This window comes from Streptomyces sp. CNZ301, assembly GCF_004217425.1.
Genome location: NZ_SHLG01000001.1, coordinates 1684051 through 1703353 on the forward strand (window position 1 = coordinate 1684051; position 19303 = coordinate 1703353).

Annotated in this window: 16 protein-coding genes; 9 read left to right on the plus strand and 7 right to left on the minus strand. The window is 71.5% G+C overall.

All coding sequences use genetic code 11. The features are described from left to right. The first annotated feature begins 28 nt into the window (after nucleotides 1-28). Complete coding sequence (locus EV375_RS07370) at nucleotides 29-808, plus strand: aldolase/citrate lyase family protein (RefSeq protein ID WP_130298734.1); 780 nt, start codon at nucleotides 29-31, stop codon at nucleotides 806-808. Nucleotides 809-857: 49 nt separating this feature from the next. Here EV375_RS07370 and EV375_RS07375 read toward each other — a convergent pair whose 3' ends face one another. From EV375_RS07375 to EV375_RS07385, 3 genes are all read right to left on the minus strand, one after another. Further along, nucleotides 858-2267 (minus strand): deoxyguanosinetriphosphate triphosphohydrolase, encoded by a 1410-nt coding sequence (locus tag EV375_RS07375; protein WP_130298735.1) that lies wholly within the window; start codon nucleotides 2265-2267, stop codon nucleotides 858-860. A gap of 294 nt (nucleotides 2268-2561) precedes the next feature. Then, complete coding sequence (locus EV375_RS07380; protein WP_130298736.1) at nucleotides 2562-3065, minus strand: hypothetical protein; 504 nt, start codon at nucleotides 3063-3065, stop codon at nucleotides 2562-2564. Nucleotides 3066-3296: 231 nt separating this feature from the next. Further along, nucleotides 3297-4211, minus strand: a complete 915-nt coding sequence (locus tag EV375_RS07385; protein ID WP_130298737.1) for a CbiX/SirB N-terminal domain-containing protein — start codon at nucleotides 4209-4211, stop codon at nucleotides 3297-3299. Between the two features lie 174 nt (nucleotides 4212-4385). On the opposite strand from EV375_RS07385, the gene EV375_RS07390 reads away from it, so the two are divergent. Continuing rightward, nucleotides 4386-6566: a molybdopterin oxidoreductase family protein gene (locus EV375_RS07390; protein WP_130298738.1), complete on the plus strand. Its 2181-nt coding sequence runs from the start codon at nucleotides 4386-4388 to the stop codon at nucleotides 6564-6566. Between the two features lie 57 nt (nucleotides 6567-6623). Here EV375_RS07390 and EV375_RS07395 read toward each other — a convergent pair whose 3' ends face one another. Continuing rightward, a complete protein-coding gene (locus tag EV375_RS07395) occupies nucleotides 6624-7304 on the minus strand; it encodes a helix-turn-helix domain-containing protein (RefSeq protein ID WP_130298739.1) in 681 nt (226 codons plus the stop codon). Nucleotides 7305-7487: 183 nt separating this feature from the next. On the opposite strand from EV375_RS07395, the gene EV375_RS07400 reads away from it, so the two are divergent. From EV375_RS07400 to EV375_RS07410, 3 genes are all read left to right on the plus strand, one after another. Continuing rightward, on the plus strand, nucleotides 7488-8702 hold the full coding sequence (locus EV375_RS07400; RefSeq protein ID WP_130298740.1) for a cytochrome P450: 1215 nt from the start codon (nucleotides 7488-7490) through the stop codon (nucleotides 8700-8702). Continuing rightward, entirely contained in the window at nucleotides 8699-8920 is a 222-nt protein-coding gene (locus EV375_RS07405; protein WP_130298741.1) for a ferredoxin, read from the plus strand. Before EV375_RS07400 ends, EV375_RS07405 begins: the two co-directional genes overlap by 4 nt. 240 nt (nucleotides 8921-9160) lie before the next feature. Further along, nucleotides 9161-9574, plus strand: a complete 414-nt coding sequence (locus EV375_RS07410; RefSeq protein WP_130298742.1) for a VOC family protein — start codon at nucleotides 9161-9163, stop codon at nucleotides 9572-9574. Between the two features lie 154 nt (nucleotides 9575-9728). On the opposite strand, the gene EV375_RS07415 is transcribed toward EV375_RS07410, so the two are convergent. Further along, nucleotides 9729-10625 carry a hypothetical protein gene (locus tag EV375_RS07415; RefSeq protein WP_130298743.1) on the minus strand — a complete coding sequence of 299 codons (897 nt, stop codon included), beginning with the start codon at nucleotides 10623-10625 and terminating at the stop codon, nucleotides 9729-9731. Nucleotides 10626-11458: 833 nt separating this feature from the next. Continuing rightward, a complete protein-coding gene (locus EV375_RS07425) occupies nucleotides 11459-12952 on the minus strand; it encodes a TIGR00366 family protein (protein ID WP_130298745.1) in 1494 nt (497 codons plus the stop codon). A 362-nt stretch (nucleotides 12953-13314) separates the two neighbouring features. Here EV375_RS07425 and EV375_RS07430 point away from each other — a divergent pair, with 362 nt between their 5' ends. Next, a complete protein-coding gene (locus EV375_RS07430; protein WP_130298746.1) occupies nucleotides 13315-13710 on the plus strand; it encodes a VOC family protein in 396 nt (131 codons plus the stop codon). Here EV375_RS07430 and EV375_RS07435 read toward each other — a convergent pair. After that, on the minus strand, nucleotides 13650-14387 hold the full coding sequence (locus EV375_RS07435) for a helix-turn-helix transcriptional regulator (protein WP_130298747.1): 738 nt from the start codon (nucleotides 14385-14387) through the stop codon (nucleotides 13650-13652). The genes EV375_RS07430 and EV375_RS07435 overlap by 61 nt on opposite strands. 154 nt (nucleotides 14388-14541) lie before the next feature. Here EV375_RS07435 and EV375_RS07440 point away from each other — a divergent pair, with 154 nt between their 5' ends. The 3 genes from EV375_RS07440 (at nucleotide 14542) to EV375_RS07450 (ending at nucleotide 19243) form a co-directional block, all read left to right on the plus strand. After that, complete coding sequence (locus EV375_RS07440; RefSeq protein ID WP_130298748.1) at nucleotides 14542-15969, plus strand: FAD-dependent oxidoreductase; 1428 nt, start codon at nucleotides 14542-14544, stop codon at nucleotides 15967-15969. Further along, nucleotides 15966-18656, plus strand: a complete 2691-nt coding sequence (gene nirB / locus EV375_RS07445; RefSeq protein WP_130298749.1) for a nitrite reductase large subunit NirB — start codon at nucleotides 15966-15968, stop codon at nucleotides 18654-18656. Before EV375_RS07440 ends, nirB begins: the two co-directional genes overlap by 4 nt. A 182-nt stretch (nucleotides 18657-18838) precedes the next feature. Further along, on the plus strand, nucleotides 18839-19243 hold the full coding sequence (locus EV375_RS07450; RefSeq protein WP_130301684.1) for a nitrite reductase small subunit NirD: 405 nt from the start codon (nucleotides 18839-18841) through the stop codon (nucleotides 19241-19243). Nucleotides 19244-19303 lie beyond the last annotated feature (60 nt).

Sequence of the window (19303 nt, forward strand, 5' to 3'; positions counted from 1 at the left end):
CACACTGAGAGAGAAGGTGGTGCCCCTCATGACCCCCGCCCGGTTCACGGCGGACCTGCGTGCCCGCAGGCAGCTGATCGGCTACTGGTCGCTGCTCGACGCACCCGTCATGGTCGAACGTCTCGCACGCGTCGGTTACGACTACATCGCCCTGGACGCGCAGCACGGCCTGTTCGGCTACCAGGGCATGCTCAACAACCTGATGGCGATCGACGCCAAGGGCAGCACCGCCGCCGGCCTGGTCCGCGTCGAGGCCAACGACCCCGCACCGATCGGACGGGCGCTCGACGCGGGCGCGACCGGTGTCATCGTCCCGCTCGTCGACAGCGCCCAGGACGCCGCGGACGCCGTCGCCTCCGTGCGCTATCCCCCGCTGGGCGTCCGCTCCTACGGGCCCATGCGCTCGGGTCTGCGCATCGGCCCCGATCCGGCGGACGCCCACGACCAGACCGTCGTACTCGCCATGATCGAAACAGCGGACGGACTCGCCGACGTCGAGGGGATCTGCGCAACTCCCGGCCTCGACGGCATCTACGTCGGCCCTTCGGACCTGCGGCTGGCCATCGGCGGCGCCACCTCCACCGACCCGGGCGTCGAGGAGGAGTTCGAAGCCGCCCTGGTCCGCGTGCGAGAGGCCGCCGCTGCCGCCGGAGTCGCCGCCGGCATCCACAACCCGGACGGCGCGAGTGCCGCCGAGCGCCTCCGCGAAGGCTTCACCTTCGCCACGGTCGCCGGCGACGTGGTCCACCTCGAACAGTCCGCCCGGCAACATCTGACGGACGCCCGTGACACCCCCGGCCCCCGGTGACGCGCCTCCGGCCGGAGCCCCGCGGCCTGCGCCCGCAGCGAGCTGACCGTCAGCACCGGCCCCGGTGGGGCCGCGTGAGGCGTGCGTGCAGCGAGCGTGCCGAGACGTCCGTCAGCGCCGCGATCTGGTCGACGACGACGCGCAGCCGTGCCGCCTCGTCCCCCGCCTCCCCGAACAGCGCCCGGAACTGCGGGTCGAGACCCTCGGGTGCGCGGGTGACCAGTGCCTCGGCCAACTCGCCGAGCACGACGCGCTGTTCGGCCCGCAGCCGTTCCAGGTCGGGGCGCTGCATCACATAGCGGTCCGCGACGGCCTTGAGCACCGCGCACTCCAACCGCACACGGCGCGGGACGACGAGTTCGGCGGCGTAGCGCGTGAGGCGACCCGATCCGTACGCGGCCCGGGTCGCGCCCTCGGCGGCGAGGCAGAACCGGCCGATGAGCTGGCTGGTGGCGTCCTTGAGCCGGGCCTGCGCCACGGCGGAGCCGTCGTAGCTGTGCGGCCACCACTCCTGGTCCAGCAACCGGTCGAGGGCTTCGGCGAGTTCGCCGTGATCGGCGTCGGGTGCGTAGCGTCCCGCGGCGACGGTGAAGATGTCCCGGCGTTCGGGTTCGGCGAGGAGCACATTGGGATCGAGGTGACCGGCGTGCAGACCGTCCTCGACGTCGTGCACGGAGTAGGCGACATCGTCGGACCAGTCCATGACCTGCGCCTCGAAGCACGTACGGTCGGCGGGGGCACCGCGGCGGACCCAGTCGAAGACGGGAAGGTCGTCCTCGTAGACGCCGAACTTCGGTGACGAGGGATCACCGGGGCAGGAGCCCAGCGTCCAGGGGTACTTGGTGGCCGCGTCGAGTGCCGCGCGCGTGAGGTTGAGGCCGACGGGCACGCGGAGAGCCCCGCCGCCGGAACTGCCGGGGCCCGCGACCGCTCTCCCGGCGGGGCCGCCCGTCCGCGCCGACACCCCGCCGGCGTGCCCGCCGGGGTCCACCTCCAGGAACCGCTTGGGCTCCAGCCGGGAGAGCAGGCGCAGCGACTGTGCGTTGCCCTCGAAGCCGCCGCAGGGTGCGGCGATCTCGTTCAGTACGCGTTCGCCGTTGTGCCCGAACGGCGGGTGCCCCAGATCGTGTGCCAGGCAGGCCGTCTCGACCAGGTCCGGGTCGCAGCCGAGCGCCGCGCCAAGCTCCCTGCCGACCTGTGCGCACTCCAGGGAGTGCGTGAGGCGGGTGCGCGGAGAGGCGTCCCATGCCTGCCCGCTCGTTCCGGGCGCGACGACCTGGGTCTTGCCGGCGAGCCTGCGCAGTGCGGCCGAGTGCAGCACGCGCGCACGGTCGCGCTGGAAAGCGGTGCGCCCCGGCCGCTTGTCGGGCTCGGGCGCCCGGCGCTCGATGTCGGAGGGGCCGTAGTGGCCGGGAGCGCCGTCGGTTCCGGCGGTCTCTGTGTCGCGCGTGCCGTGCATACGCGAACGGTAGCGGCAGGGCCGTCGTGCCCGGCCCGGCACGGGGCTGTCGCCGGGCCGTGCCGGGCCGGGCACGCCGCGCGGTGACGTGCGTGCGGCGTGCGGCGTGCGGCGTGCGGCGGCACGCTCGGCCTGACAACCGCTGGGCTCGCCCGCCGACCGCACACACGCGAAGGCCCCGCCCGCGCTGCGTGCCCTGAGGTCACTCGGCCCGGGCGGGGCCTTCGCCGTTCCGGCCGCTCATCCCGCCGGACCGTGGCAGGCGGGGCGCGGAACGTGCTCCCGGTCAGGATCTCAGCACTTGGGGGCGTAAGCCGAGAGCCCAGTGGTGTAGTAGGCCGCGACGTACCCGGCCTCAATGCCGTTCCCCTCCCGCACCTTGTACCAGGTCGTGTTGCCGTAGATGCTCTGGCCGTTGGTGACGTAGCAGGCGACCGGGATCTTGGCGCCGGCAGGGAACCTGCCGACCTCACGAGACGGCGGGACGGTGGTCGGATGCTCCCGCTCGATGAGGGCGCTGACGTTCGAGCGCACCGTGGCGTACGCCGGGGCTGACGCCTCGGCGCCATTGCCGAACTCCGGAACCTCACCGTGGCCGGAGCTCTCGACTTCGCCGCGGCCGACCACGTTGTTGTCGCCCGTCACGATCTGGTTGTGGTCGCCTTTCACCACGATCTTGCGGTCGCCGTGGCCGCTCTTCCAGTCCCCGTCGGCGGCGTGAGCGGTGGAGAGTCCTCCGCCGGCAAGGGTCAACGCTGCGAGGACCGTCACGCTGAAGCGCATCGCGTTCTTCTTCATGTGGTTCCTTTCGCTGGGCAATGAGCAACGAAACGAAACCTATGAAGGAAAGAAGGCTTATATGCAAATTGCTCCGATAGTGGGCGGTTTCGAATCGCGGGGAACTGACGGATCGTCACATCCCCGAGCGTGCCCGCCCCCGTCGGCCGGGACCGGCGGCATGACGCGCTGACCGCCGCCATGCCGTCACAACCGGTCTCACCGGAGGCCCGAAGACCGGCTGGCCGGGCCCTACGCGCCGACGAGCCGCACGGTTGCCGCGGCGGCACTCGCCGACCGCGCCTCGTCGTAGCGGTGCAGGACCAGCCGGGCCATCGCGGCATGCGCGCCGATCGGCGCCGAGGCGGCCCACGGGGCCGCGGCCGCGCAGCGCGAGGCGAAGTGGCCGGGGGCTGTGAAGCAGGAGGCGAGTGCGATGCGGCGGTGGCCGGCTGCGCGCAGTGTGTGCACGGCTTCGGCGACGGTCGGCCGGGCGGCGGAGGCATACGCGGGGAGCACGGGGACGGTACCGCCGAGCCGTTCATGCAGCCCGGCCGCGATCCGCCGCGTGCCCTCGCCCGACTCCGGGTCGCGTGAGCCGGCGGAGGCCAGCACCACGGCGTCCGGTCCGGCCTGCCCGAGGTCGCAGTCCGCGCCGTGACGGGCGTTCTCGCGCCGCACCGCCTCAGTCAGCCGGCCGTGCAGAGCCTCGGCGAGCAGCGGGTGCGGTCCGAGAGGTTCGGAGACGCTGCCCCGAAGGTGCGGCACGGCGGCCAGAGCCTGCGGGATGTCGTGCTTGACGTGGTGTCCCCGCCCGAACAGCAGGGGGACGAGGACCACTTCGCCGCGGTCCGGCAGCGCGGCCAGGGTCTGCGGCAGCAGTGGGTCGTTCAGCTCGATGTGGCCCAGCTCGACGCGAAGCCCCGGCCGCAGAGCCCGTACGGACGTGAGCAGTGCCGAGACCGTACGCAGCGCGGCGGGATCGCGGGACCCGTGGGCCACGGCCACGAGTGTGGGGCCGGACGCCGACCGGCGTACGGCGGTGAGCTGGGTGTGGAGCTGAGTGGTGACCCGGGTCATGAGCTGCGCCGTGCTGTCGAGGCCGTGGAGCGGCCGGGCTTCGGGGCCGGGGCCGGGAGTGGGTTCCGGTGCGGGCGACGGCTTCATGCAGCGAGACTGCCGCGGGGTGTTTGCAGTGCTGTTGCGCCGGCCTGCGGACTTCGTTTCGTCGCGCTCACAGCCGCCGCCTCACCGGCGGGAGACCGTGGCGCTGAGCACGCGTTGCCCGGCTCGTTACCTGGGCCGCGGCCATCTGTAACAGGCGCGTTCCACGCTTGCGTAATGCGCTCCGACCTCGCCGCCGTCCCCGTCGGGACCGGCACCGACACGCACTGCCCGTACTGCGCGTTGCAGTGCGGCATGACGCTGCGTCACTCAACGTCCGGCGACGGAACGGGACTTGAGGTCGCGGAGCGTCCCGACTTCCCCGTGAACCGGGGCGCGCTGTGCGTGAAGGGCCGCACCGCGACCGAGGTCCTCGCCCCGCACGCCCGGCTCACCCGGCCCCTGGTGCGGCGCCCGTCCTCCGGCGAGCTGGAACCGGCGGATTGGGACGAGGCCCTGGATCTCGTCGCGGCGGCCCTGGCGCGTACGCGGGACGAGCACGGCCCGGACGCGGTGGGTGTCTTCGGCGGCGGCGGGCTGACGAACGAAAAGGCCTACGCGCTGGGCAAGTTCGCCCGTGTCGTGCTCGGCACCTCGCAGATCGACTACAACGGCCGCTTCTGCATGTCCTCGGCCGCGACGGCGGGCACCAGGGCCTTCGGCGTCGACCGGGGGCTGCCGTTCCCGCTGGCGGACGTCGCCCGTACGGACTGCGTCGTCCTCGTCGGCTCGAACCTCGCGGAGACGATGCCGCCGGCACTGCGCCATCTCACCGAACTGCGCGAGCGGGGCGGCAAGTTGATCGTCGTCGACCCGCGCCGCACCCGCACCGCCGAGCAGGCCGACCTCCACCTCGCGCCGCGGCCGGGCACCGATCTGGCACTCGCGCTGGGACTGCTGCATCTGATCATCGCGGAGGGCCGGGTCGACAGCGAGTACATCGAGAGCCGCACCACCGGCTGGGCCGAGGCCCGCAGCGCGGCGATGGCTCACTGGCCGGAGCTGGTGGAGCGCGTCACTGGGATATCCGTGCCCGAACTGCGCCGCGCCGCAAGGCTGTTCGGCGACGCCGAGCACGCCATGGTGCTCACCGCGCGCGGACCCGAACAGCAGTCCAAGGGCACCGACACCGTGGGCTCCTGGATCAACCTCTGCCTGGCGACGGGACGTCCGGGCCGCCCGCTGTCCGGCTACGGCTGCCTGACGGGGCAGGGCAACGGGCAGGGCGGTCGCGAACACGGCCAGAAGGCGGACCAGTTGCCCGGCTACCGCAGGCTCGACGACCCCGCGGCACGCGAACACGTGGCGGAGGTGTGGGGTGTGGAGGCGGCGAGCCTGCCCGGCCCGGGGCGCAGCGCGTACGAACTCCTCGACGCGCTCGGCGGTGACGTGCGTTCGCTGTTCGTGGCCGGATCGAACCCCGTCGTCTCCGCCCCGCACGCCTCGCACGTCGAACAGCGGCTGCGTGCACTGGACTTCCTCGCCGTGTGCGACGTCGTCCTGTCCGAGACCGCCCGCCTCGCCGACGTCGTGCTTCCCGTCACGCAGTGGGCGGAGGAGACCGGCACGACGACGAATCTGGAGGGCCGCGTCCTGCTGCGCCGCAAGGCAACCGACCCTCCCGCGGGCGTACGCACGGACCTGGAGGTGCTGGGGGAACTGGCGGCGCGGCTCGGCTGGGAGAAGGGCTTCCCCGCCGCGCCGGAGCAGGTCTTCGACGAGCTGCGCCGCGCCTCGGCGGGCGGCCCCGCCGACTACTCGGGCATCAGCTACGAGCGCATCGCGGCGGAGGACGGCGTCTTCTGGCCCTGCCCGGAGGGGAGTTGGGACGAGGGCACCGGCGTCACGTCCCCGCATCCCGGAACCCCCCGGCTCTTCCTGGACGGCTTCGCCACGCCCGACGGACGGGCCCGCTTCGTCCCGGTGATGCACCGTCCGGCCGGCGAGGAACCCGACGAGGGCTATCCGCTCCGCCTGACGACGGGCCGCGTCCTCTCCCAGTACCAGTCGGGCGCGCAGACCCGCCGTGTCGGCGTGCTCAACGAGGCGGCCCCGGGCCCGTTCGTCGAGCTTCACCCGCGGCTGGCAGGCCGGCTGGGCGCAAAGGACGGCGACTCGCTGGCCGTCGTCTCACGGCGCGGGCGCGCGGTGGCACCGGCGCGCATCACGCGGGGCATCCGCTCCGACACGGTGTTCATGCCGTTCCACTGGGACGGCGAGGGCCGGGCCAACTCCCTCACCAATCCGGCGCTCGATCCGGACTCGCGGATGCCGGAGTTCAAGGTCTGCGCGGTGCGGGTGGAACTGGCCGAGCCCGACGGGCGGCCCGGTGCGCACGAAAGCGGTGATCTTCCATGACGCCCTGGACGTCGCGGAGATGGTGCGCCGGCTCCAGCGGGAGGACCGCGCGTTCCATCACGCCAGCAGAGAGCGCCACCGGTCGGCCGAGTCCCTCATGTCCAGGATGACCCGCTCCAGGAACGTCCCTGCCCTTGTCAGCCGCTGTCCCACAGGGCTGTCGGGCCCGAGAGTCTCCGCCGCGGCGAGGGCGGCGTGCGCCGATTCGAGCGTCAGCCGTGAGCTGATCACGATCGAGTGGTACCAGGCGTCGTCGTCGATGACGTAGATGTCGCGACGCCGCTGCGGATCGCGCTCGCGCCGGACGTACCCCTGCTCGACCAGGAAGTTCACGGCCACGGAGACGGATGCGGGGCTGACCTTCAGTCTGCGGGTCAGCTCGGCCGCGGTGCGCCTGCCGTCCTCGGCCAGCAACAGGTCGACGTGTACGCGTGCCGTCATCCTCGGCATCCCCGACCTGACCGCCAGCTCGATGATTTCCTCTTCCATTCCTGTGGTGCTACCGGGCTGTCCGGCCGCGCGCGGAGGTGCCGGCGTGCCACGCCGCGCCCGGCGGACCGTCTCCTGGTGCGCCCGCTGGGGCCGGTAGCCGCCGGGGCCGCCGTTGCGTCCGACCTCCCGGCTGATCGTCGAGGTCGGCCGGTCGAGCCGCCTGGCGATCTCGGCGTAGGAGAGCCCATCGCCGAGTCCGACCGCGATGCGCTGGCGCTCCTGTTGGGTCAATCGTCCTCCTGGCATGCCGCCAGTATTGCTTTCACCGTCACCCATTGCAACACAGCATTGCATTCGGACCCATCATCATTGCATCAATTTACCGCTCTTCACCTGGGGAAATAACCAATCTATGATTGACGCGAATCTGAATGCAACGTAGCTTTCGATTCATGTTAAACGCGTACTATCGCGAGACGAGGAATGGTCATGGGTGAAGCGCTCCACACCGTCACGACGCTGCCGACAGCACGTCCGTCCGGCTGCCCCTTCGACCCGCCGGCGGAGCTGATGGACGCCCGACGGCACGGCCCCATCAGCAGCTACACCTTCCCAGGCGGAAAGCCCGGCTGGCTGATCACCGGATACGGCCTTGTCAGGTCGGTCCTGGCCGATCCGCGATTCAGCTCGCGCAAGGAGCTCATGCTCCACCCGACCATCGATTACGGGGACTTCGAGATCCCCCCGGCACCGCCCGGCGAGTTCCTCCTCATGGACGATCCTCGGCACAGCCGCTACCGAAAACCGCTGATGGGCAAGTTCACCGTACGGCGGATGCGACTGCTGACCGAGCGCGTCGAGCAGATCACCGCCGACCATCTGGACGCCATGGAAAAGGCCGGGCCTCCGGCGGACCTCGTGCCCGCGTTCGCCAAGCCCGTCCCCGCGATCATCATCTGTGAACTCCTGGGCGTGCCGTACCAGGACCGGGGTTCCTTCCAGGAGCAGGTCTACTCGTTCATGGACGGGGAGACGAGCGACGAGGACCTGATCGCGGCCTACACCGCGACCCAGGAATACCTCGCCGGACTGGTGGCCGCCAAGCGCGCGAACCCCACGGACGACGTGCTCAGCGACCTCACCGACAGCGATCTGAGCGATGAAGAGCTGAAGGGCATCGCATTGATCCTGCTGGCGGCCGGACTCGACACCACCGCGAACATGCTGGCGCTGGGCACATTCGCACTGCTGCAGCACCCGGCGCAGCTGGACGCGCTGCGCGCCGATCCCGCCCTCGACGAACGGGCCGTGGAGGAGCTGCTGCGGTACCTGAGTGTCGCCAAGACGTTCATGAGGACGGCGCTGGAAGACGTCGAGTTGGGCGGCCGGACCATCAAGGCGGGCTCGCCGGTGATCCTTTCGTACAACACCGCCAACCGCGACCCGGAGCGCTTCACCGATCCCGACGTGCTCGACCTCCGGAGGCAGCAGGGCGGGCATCTGGCCTTCGGACACGGCATCCACCAGTGCCTGGGTCAGCAGCTGGCCCGCGTCGAGATGCGGGTCGCGTTCCGCGCGCTGATCGACCGCTTCCCCACGCTGCGCCTGGCCGTACCGGCTGAAGAGATCGGCCTGCGCCCGGAGACCGCGGACGTCTACGGGGTGAAGAGTCTGCCCGTCGCCTGGGACGTGGAGGAGTCATGAGGCCGACACGCCTGGGCGTCGACCGTGAGCGTTGCATCGGCGCCGGGATGTGCGCACTGACCGCCCCCGGGGTCTTCGACCAGGATCCCGACGACGGCCGCGTGCTCTTGCTGCACGCCGCGCCGCCCACCGCCCATCGCAGGGCAGCACTGGCGGCCGCCGGCGTCTGCCCCTCCGGTGCGATCACTCTCCATGAGCCGGAACCCGGCGGCTCCTAGGTGGGCTGTTCCGGCACGTCGGTGACGGGGGCACGGGCGACGGCACCAGGGCGGAGAGTCCCGCCGCGCGGCGGCGGGGTGCCGCTGCGCCACACCGCCGTCGATCGTCCGCAGGCGCGCGGGAAATCTCCGCCGGCGCCGATGAGTTGCGGCCGTCCCGGCGGTCCGCACAACAGCGGGAAACCCCCGCAGCCCGGGGGAAACCCGGGCAGTGCACGGAACCAGCGGAAGGTGCGGCTCGTGTCCCAGAAGATCTTCGTCAATCTCGCCGTGAAGGACCTCGCCAAGGCCAGGGACTTCTTCTCCCAGCTCGGCTACAGCTTCAACCCCCAGTTCTCCGACGAGAACGCCGCATGCCTCGTGATCAGCGACGACATCTTCGCCATGCTGCTGACGGAGCCGTTCTTCAAGTCGTTCACGAAGAAGGAGATCGCCGACGCCCGAACCAGCACCGAGGCGATGATCGCGCTGAGTGCCGAGAGCAGAGCGCAGGTCGACGACCTGGCCGACAAGGCGCTGGCCGCGGGCGGCAGCCCCGCGGGCGACCCGCAGGACCACGGCTTCATGTACGGGCGCAGCTTCTACGACCTCGACGGCCACCACTGGGAGGTCGTCTGGATGGACCCGTCGGCCGTCGAACAGCAGCCTGCCTGAGCGGGCCCCTGTGACCCGGCCGTTGATCAGGCAGCCACCCGAGCCCGGACGGGGTGCGGTCCACAGGGCGGAAGAGCCCCGGCCCCACGTGTGCGTCCGGGCCGGGGCTGCGCGACCGGCCCGGACGCACGTCCGAGCATGGCCGAGCCCGGCCTCAGGTCAAGGCAAGCGGCAGCGGTGACGTGTCCTCGCCGCCGCCTTGTGCGAGCTGGAGAAGCAGATCGCCCACCGTTGCCTCCTGGCTGAGGCCGAGTTCCGCGATCGGGCGCGTTCCCGGCAGCTCGCGGGAGGCGACACCGATCAACTTGAGTTCCCCGTCCCCGACACGTGTGGCCAGCAGACCGCTCACGTCGTCGGGGGCGATCTGCTCCAGAACCGCCCGCAGCCTGTCGGTCGGCAACGCGCACGCGACTACGAGGCGGCTTTGCTCCATACGCGGCAGAGTCGAGACCGTCTTCAGGACGGACGCGTCGTGCAGGGCTTCGTGCAGGAGGTGCGCGACGGCCACCCGTTCATCGGCCCGGTCGTCCTGCGGAACGACCACGGTGACGACGGGCCTTCCCTCGTCCATGGCCTGCTGCCACTGGGGCAACATCACATCGATGGCCAGGGCCTCTTCCCGCTGCGGCACGTGCACGTCGTCATTTCCCTTGCCGACCGCCTTCAGCCACCCGCTGACCTCGCCCCAGCGCCACACCAGTGAACGCCCCGCTGTTCCTTCCGGCTCCGGGAAGGGTTCCCTGCCACCTCGCTCACCGTTGACCCATTGCAGAACGTTCTGCCGGGTCCTGCCCGTGCGCTCGGAGATGTCCGTGACCCCGACGAGATCGGGGTCCAGCCGTACCAGTCGCACGTCCGGCAGGGCGCGACGAAGGCGGACGCACAGGCGGTGGGCGGCATCTACAGCGCCGGCGCCGTCACCGGACACTGCCAGGAGTTGCCGGCCTCTGTGGGAGGCAAGTAATCCGTCGAATTGGTCGAAGACGACACCCACGTCGAGGTCGTTCTCGGCCGAGACTCCCTCGACGACGAACAGAAACTCGTAGTCCATCACTCTCGCCCCCTCTCAGCAGGTCCGTCCCCACCATCGTGTCGGACCCCCTGCACGCACACTTACCCACCACCGACGTGTTGTCAATCGACAACACCATGGGTTTCCCGCATAACGAGAGTCATGCCCTCGGGGCACGGCGCGGATCGTCCTGCGGCAGCGGACATCGCGCCGCCATGTGCCCGATCCGGTTCGCAAGACGGGTGGCGTTCCGGGGGGTGCCGCTGACGGGGATGGTCGTACAGGAGCACGGGCAGTACAGACGCCCCCAGTGCCCCTCCTTGCGGAGGGACCAGCCCTCGGAGGTCAGCCGCTTGAGGAGCCGCCGGACATCCTTGTCCTGATGGTCCGCCGCAGACAGCTCTTGCCCGACCATGTGCGTCGCGTCCTCCTCAACACCGGTACAGGCTCCGGCAGTTGACCACCCGTTGCAGAGATGACGCACAGTACGCCGGGGTTACGACAATCCGCCAATCAAGGGGATCGTGCCGTACTGTCCACGATGCGGAGGAAATCTTCCGCTCACGCAGCCAGCTCGCTGCCCTGTCAGACCGCTCCTGCTTCTCCCCTCCGCCGCTGTGGCGGTCTTGCGGCAGTCGGCGCAGATGACGTGGGGAAGGTGGCTGCGGACGGGTTGCTCGGGCCGCCGCAACTCACCAGGGAGCACTCGGGACAGTGCCGGAGGCCCGTCCGCAGGCAGCGGAGGCGCGGGGGCTTCGGACGGTGCCCCGAGGAACCAGGGAAGGTGGACGGGTACGGAGCATTGGGTGGTCCCGTGCCATCCGGCCCGCAGGCCCCGGCCCCCTTCTCCGGACCGGGGCCTGCGGCCCGCGTCACGGGAAGGGAAGCGTCCCCGCGAGTACCGTCACCATCACGAGCACGGCCGGGAAGCAGGCGAGGAACATCGCGAAGGTGTAGCCCATGATGTCGCGCGCCTTCAGCCCGAGGATCGCGAGCGTGGGCAGCATCCAGAACGGCTGGAGCAGGTTCGCGGACGCCTCGCCCAGGTCGTAGACGACGACCATCCAGCCCTGGTTGACGTGGAGTTGGTTCGCGGCGTCGATCACGTACGGAGCCTCGATGACCCATTTGCTGCCGCCGCTGGGTACGAAGATCCCGAGCACTGCCGAGTAGACGGCGATGAGCGGTGCGAAGACGACCTCGTTGGAGACGCTCACGAGCCAGCCGGCCACCTGCTTCGAGACGCCGGTGAACGCGATCATGCCGAAGATGCCGCCGTAGAAGGGGAATTGGAGCAGCACCCCGGATGCGGCGGGGGCTCCGCGCCGTACCGCGTCGACCATCCGTATGGGACGCCAGTGCAGGCACAGCGCCAGCAGGATCAGAATGAGGTTGACGGTGTTCAGATCGAGCGCCGCAATCGGGTTCCCCTCGGCGGCGGCGAAGTGCCGTACGAGATACCAGAGGCCCAGCAGGCCGATGAGGACGGTGAAGACGGGGCTGCTCTCCAGCCAGTCGCCGGGCCGTGCGCGCTTCGTTCCGGTGCGGCTCTCGTCGACCAGCGGCCGCAGTTCGATGCCTAGTTGCTCGGCGGTCTTGGCGCGGGACGGCGAGGGCGTGAGGAACCAGGCCATGGTGAGGGCGACGGCGAAGACGACGGCGGTCGCCAGCAGGCTCTGCCAGGTGAAGATCGTGTCGGTGAGCGGGATCAGCCCGTCGCCGCCGCGTCCGTCGGCGATGACGTCCTGCACGGGCTTCGGACTGGAGGTCTCGCTGGCCACCTGAAGCGCCGCCGACCCGGACAGCCCCTGGGCCCAGACGGTGCCGAGCCCGAGGAACGCCATGGCCCCGACCGCCCGGTAGTCGACTCCGCGTACGACCCGCGCGATCTCCTTGGCGAGGATGGCGGAGAAGACCAGGCTGAACGCCCAGTTCAGATACGAGCTGACCATCGCCACCGCGGCGGTGAAAGTGATCGCCGCACGGGGCGACTTGGGGATCAGGGCCAGCCTGGCTATCAGCCGGGCGACGGGCGCCGAGACCGCCACCGCGTATCCACCGATGATGATCATGGCCATTTGCAGGGTGAACTCGATCAGCGACCAGAAGCCCTTGCCCCACGCGTCGACGAGGGTCGCCGGCCGCTCACCCGTGGAGAGGCCGAGCGCGAAGATGAGGAACGTGCCGACGAGCACGAACCCGAAGGCATCCGGGAGCCACTTCTCCGTGAAGGCGGTGAACCTCAGCGCGACCCGCGCGAGGAGGGTCTCCTTCTCCGGCTCGGCGCTCTCGTGTTCGGAGCTCTCGTGCTTCCCGCTCACCTCCTCCGGGTTCTCCTGCTCGGCGCTGTCGGCATTCCTGGCCATGGTTCTACCTCGCTCGCTCTCGGCCGGGTGCGTCCCGGCGCATCCTGACGAGCGGAAAGCGAGAGGGGAAGCTGCCACCTGCGCAACGTTGCAGAACCGGAAGCATGCTGGCCGTGGAGCCCATTCGACGGGACGAAGCTGTGGGGCGCCTGCCCATTGCGCCCCGTCCGTCGCGGCCCCTCCGTCGCGGCGGCCCCTACCTCGCGGCCCACCCGTCGCGGCCCACCCGTCGCGGCCCTCCGTCGCGGCCCACCCGTTGCCGCCGGCTCGTTGCCGCCGGCTCGTTGCCGCCGGCCCGCAGCGGACGCGCCACGTCCGATTCGTTCAAGACCGCCGGCCGCGACAGACCTAACCTGCGGCGCATGACACCACGTTTCGACCTCATCGGGCTCGTCGCCGCCGACATGGCCGCCACGCTCGCCTTCTACCGCCGGCTCGGCCTGGACATCCCGGCCGGGGCCGACGGCGAACCGCACGTCGAGGCCGCGCTGCCCGGAGGGCTGCGTATCGCATGGGACACGGAGGAGACGATCCGCTCCTTCGATCCCGGCTGGGACCCGGGCCCCCGGGGCGGCGGCCGCATCGGCCTGGCGTTCCTTTGCGACTCCCCCGCCGAAGTGGACCGGCTCCACACGGAGTTGACCGGTGCCGGGTACGAGAGCCGCAATGAGCCCTGGGACGCCTTCTGGGGTCAGCGCTACGCCGTCGTGGCCGACCCGGACGGCAACGGAGTCGACCTGTTCGCACGGCTCCCCTGAGGCAGCAGCTCCGTCAGGGTCACCCCGGCCAGCGCTTTGACCTCACGTGAGAGATGGGCCTGGTCGGCGTACCCGGAGACGGCGGCCACCTCCGCGGGCGGTGTGCCGCCGGCCGCCCGGCTCAGGGCGTCCTGCATGCGCAGCACCCGGGCGAGGGTCTTGGGCCCGTAACCGAACGCGTCGAGGCAACGCCGGTGCAACTGCCTCTCGCTCAGGCCCAGTTCCCGGGCAACCGCCGCAACGCCCCGGCCGCGCGCGAGCAGTCCGGCCGCTCTCCGGCTCGGAAACGGACCGGACTGCTCGGTGAGCCGTCCGGCCGCGATTCCGTCGAGGACCCGCCCCTTCTGCGGCGCCTCGCCGGCCCGCTCCTCCAGGACCCGCACCGCGGCCGCCGGCCACAGGTCGACGAGGGGCACACGCCGGTCACGCAGCTCATGTGCCGGTACGCCGAAGACGAGCGGACCCGTGCCGGGCGGGAGGCGGAGCCCTGTCATACGGGAGCCGGCCTCACGCGGGAAGAGGTGCGCCCGGGTGTCGGGCCCCGCGACGACCAGCGCGCCGTCCCACAGCAGCAGGTCCATGCATCCGTCGGGCAGCACACGCCCCTGCCCCTCGGGCATCGCGCCGTGAGTCCACACCACGGCACCGTCCACCAGCGACCGCCGCTCCCGGTACATGTGCACAGCATGCCGCCCGCCGCCGACAACAGGCCCCGGTCCCGACCGGGAAGTCCGGGGCTCACATGCCTCGTGACCGTCCGCTGAGGGCACCGTTCCCCCGGGGAAACAGTTGTGATGCGGCCTGGAAACGCGCAGGACGCACGCTCGTGCCATGACCTTGCGAGAGTGTGAGCGCGTCGTGGTGATCGGCGGCGGCATGGCGGGCGCCAGGCTCGTCCAGCAGCTCGGTGCCGCCGGCGCGCACGCGGACGTCACGGTCGTGGGCGAGGAACCGCACGTCCCGTACAACAGAGTGCTGCTGGCGGACGTCCTTGCCGGGCAGTACGAGCCGGACGTCATCACGCTCCCCGCGGGGCCCGCCCGCCGGCTGCCGGGGGTGCGCGCGGTCCGCGTCGACCGGGCCGGCCGGCGCGTCGTGTGCGACGACGGCAGCGTCCTCCCCTACGAGGCGCTCGTGCTGGCCACCGGAGCGAATCCCGTGCTGCCGCCGCTGCGCGGTCTGTTCACCCCCGAGGGGGGTGAACTCCCGGACGGCGTACGGGCATTCCGCACGATGGACGACTGCCTCGCGCTCCGACGGGAGGCGGGGCCGGGCACGCAGGCCGTCGTCGTCGGAGGCGGTCTGCTCGGTGTCTCCGCGGCGCGCGCACTGGCCCGCCGCGGTGCGCAGGTGGTCCTCGCGCACCAGGGCGAACGCCTCATGGAGCGCCAACTCGACGCCGGGTCGGCCGCGTTGCTGCGGCTGCACCTGGAGGATCTGGGCGTCGAGGTGCACACGGAGTGCCGGGTGCGCGGCCTGCTCACGCAGCCGCGCCGTGCGGGCGGCGTCTCTCGCTCCGCCCGTGCGGCAGCAGAAGGCCGGGTGGTGCGCGCCGTCGAACTCGCCGACGGCTGCACCCTGGACGCCGGTCTCGTCGTCGTCGCATGCGGCGTCCGGCCGCGCACCGGGCTCGCCGAGGCCGCGGGCCTGGCCGTCTCGCGCGGCATCGTCGTCGACGACGAACTGCGCACCGACGACCCGCACGTGTACGCGATCGGCGACTGCGCCGAACACGACGGCATCCTCTACGGTCTCGCGGACCCCGCCCAGGAACAGGCCGACGTCCTCGCGCGCGTCCTGACCAGGGGCAGAGGCACCGAGCGCTACCGCGGCACGCGTGCGCTCACCCGCCTCACCCTCGCCGGGGGCCCCGCAACGACCGCGGCGACCCGGGCTCCGGCGCCGGCGCAGTCGCGGACGGAGACGCAGGCGGAGGCCGAGGTGCAGGCGGAGGTGCAGCCCAAGGCCGAGGCCGAGGTGCAGGGGGAGGCGCAGCCTCCGGCGGCCCACGACCCGCTGGACCTCGCCGCATTCGGCGATCCGCTGCCGCGGCCGGACGACGACGTCGTCCACCTCGCGGACGCCACCCGCAGCACCTACCGGAAGGTCGTCGTGCGCGACGGGCGCCTCGCCGGCGGCATCCTCCTCGGCGACCTGACGCAGGTAGGCGCCCTCGCCCGCACCTGGGAGAGCGACGAACCGCTGACCTCCGAACCGCTGCACCACCTGCTCACCCGAGACGGAGAGGCCCTTCTATGACAACGCCGACGATCGTGCTGATCGGTCACGGAATGGTCGGCCAGCGCTTCCTGGAGGCTCTGGCCGCCCGCGGCATCACCGGCACGGCGAGGGTTGTCGTGCTGGGCGAGGAGTCGCGTCCCGCCTACGACCGCGTGCGGCTGACCTCGTACTTCTCCGGCACGACGCCCGCCGAACTGGCCCTGGCCGATGAGGACTTCATCGCCTCGCACGGCATCGAGCTCCATCTCGGGGACCCGGCGACCGGGATCGACCTCGCGGGGCGCACGGTCACCTCCCGCTCCGGGCGGACCATCGCCTACGACGCGCTCGTCCTGGCCACCGGGTCGGCCCCGTTCGTGCCGCCGGTCCCGGGGAGCGGCAGCACGGGCTGCTTCGTCTACCGGACAGTCGACGACCTCCTCGCCATCGAGACGTACGCGAAGGCCGCGGCGCACGCCGGAGTCGTCGTCGGCGGCGGGCTGCTGGGCCTGGAGGCCGCGGGCGCGCTGCGCGGACTCGGACTGCGCACGCACATCGTCGAGTTGAGCGACCGGCTCATGGCGCTCCAGGTGGACGCGGGCGGAGGCTCAGCCCTGCGCCGCACCCTGGAGGAGATGGACCTGGACGTGCGCACAGGTGTGGCGGGCGAACGGATCGAGACGGACGCGGCCGGAGCGGTGACGGGCATGACGCTCTCGGACGGCTCCCAACTCCCCGCGGACATGGTGGTCTTCGCGGCCGGCATACGTCCGCGCGACCGGCTGGGACGCGACGCCGGACTCGCCGCGGGCGAGCGCGGCGGCATCGCCGTCGACGAGCGTTGCCGCACCAGCGCCCCGGACGTGTACGCGATCGGCGAGTGCGCCATGGCAGCCGACGGCACGGTGTACGGACTGGTCGCGCCCGGCTACGAGATGGCGGAGACCGCCGCCGACGCCGTCGCCTCCCGGCTGGCAGATCAGGACGCGGCAGCGCCGTCGGCGGCGGCCCACGGGCACCCGTCGCCCGCACCGCCGGAGCCCCGCACCTTCACCGGCGCGGACACCTCCACCAAGCTCAAGCTCCTCGGTGTCGACGTCGCCTCCTTCGGCGACGCGCACGGCACCTCCGAGGGCAGTCTCGACGTCGTCTACTCCGACTCCCGCGCGGGCGTCTACAAGAAGCTGGTGATCTCCCCCGAGGGCACCCTTCTCGGCGGCGTCCTCGTGGGCGACGCCGATTCGTACGGCACACTGCGCGCGCTCACCGGTTCGGTGCCGCCCGTACCGCCGGAGTCGCTGGTGCTGCCGGCGGGCGGCGCGGAAGGCTCCCCCGGCGCTCTCGGCCCCGCCGCTCTGCCCGACGACGCCGTCGTCTGCAACTGTCACCACATCGACAAGGGAACAGTCCGCGCCGCGGTCTCCGAACACGGCTGCGGGGACGTGCCGTCGGTGAAGAAGTGCACCAAGGCCGGTACGGGCTGCGGCAGTTGCGTCAAGGTACTCGGGCAGATCGTCGACGCCGAGCTGGAGGCGAACGGCGTCGCCGTCGACAAGGGCCTGTGCGGCTGCTTCTCCTACACCCGCAGCGAGTTGTACGAGATCGTGCGCACCCTGCGGCTGACGTCGTTCGCCGGGCTGCTCGACTCGCACGGCCGCGAGCAGGCCCGGCAGGGCGAGGGCTGCGAGGTGTGCAAGCCGGCGGTGGCGTCGATCATCGCCTCGCTCGCACCGTCGATCGGCGCCGGGGGCCACGTACTCGACGGCGAGCAGGCGGCGTTGCAGGACACCAACGACCACTTCCTCGCCAACCTCCAGCGCAACGGCTCGTATTCGGTGGTCCCTCGCGTCCCGGGCGGGGAGATCACGCCCGAGAAGCTGATCGTCATCGGCGAGGTGGCACGGGACTTCGGCCTCTACACGAAGATCACCGGCGGGCAGCGCATCGACATGTTCGGAGCGCGGGTCGACGAACTCCCGGCCATCTGGGCGCGGTTGGTCGAAGCGGGCTTCGAGTCGGGTCACGCGTACGGAAAGGCGCTGCGCACCGTGAAGTCCTGCGTGGGCAGCACCTGGTGCCGCTACGGCGTGCAGGACAGCGTGCGCATGGCCATCGACCTCGAACTGCGCTACCGCGGCCTGCGATCCCCGCACAAGCTGAAGTCGGCCGTCTCGGGATGCGCACGTGAGTGCGCCGAGGCAATGGGCAAGGACTTCGGCGTCATCGCCACCTCGTCCGGCTGGAACCTCTATGTCGGAGGCAACGGCGGCGCGACGCCGCGCCACGCGGATCTGCTGGCGCAGGACCTGAGCGACGCCGAACTGGTGCGCCTGACCGACCGGTTCCTGATGTTCTACATCCGCACCGCGGACCGGCTGGAGCGCACCTCCGCGTGGCTGGAACGGATCGAGGGCGGGCTGGAACACGTCAGGGACGTGGTCGTGCACGACTCGCTGGGACTGTGCGACGAGCTGGAAGCCCTCATGGCCGACCACGTCGCGCACTACCGCGACGAGTGGTCCGCGACCCTGGCCGACCCGGAGAAGCTCTCCCGCTTCGTCTCGTTCGTCAACGCGCCCGGCGTCCCAGATCCGACGGTGCGGTTCGTCGCCGAACGCGAGCAGGTGAAGCCTGACTTGACGCTGCTGTCCGGGCCCGACATCCCCGTGCGCACCGCGGCGGACCACGCACCCGAACTCGAACTCGAAGGGACTGCCACCCGATGACCATCACCGCGACCACCGGTACGGCCACGACGACCGCCACAACTGCCACGACCGCGACGAGCGCCACGAGCGCGACGAGCGCGACGAGCGCGACGAGCGCGACGAGGCAGAGTCCGTGCGCACCGCCGGACGCGGCACCTGCGCGAGAAACCCGCGCGGCGGGCGAATCCGGGGTCATTGCCATGGGCCCCCGCGTCGAAGTCCGCGACGACCGGGGCTGGTTCACGGTCTGCGGCCTTGACGACCTCGTCCCCGGCCGCGGTGTGGCGGCCCTGCTGCGGGACGGCTCCCAGGCCGCGGTCTTCATGGACCGTGCGGGCCGTACGTACGTCATCGGCAACCGGGACCCGTTCACCGGCGCCTACGTGCTCTCGCGCGGCCTGCTGGGTTCGACACCCGGCGACCCGGCCGGGGCGGAGGCTCCGGACACGCCGGACGAGCGGACGCAGTCCCGGGAGACCGGCCGCTCCGGCTGGGCCCCCTTCGTGGCCTCGCCCCTGCTGAAGCAGCGCTTCGACCTGCGCACGGGACGCTGCCTGGACGACGAGAGCGTGAGCGTCCCGGTCTTCCGCTCCCGCACCCGCTGAGCCCGCGACCGGGCAGGGCGGTGCCCGGTCACGTCCAGTCGGCCGGGCCGGCCACGTCCG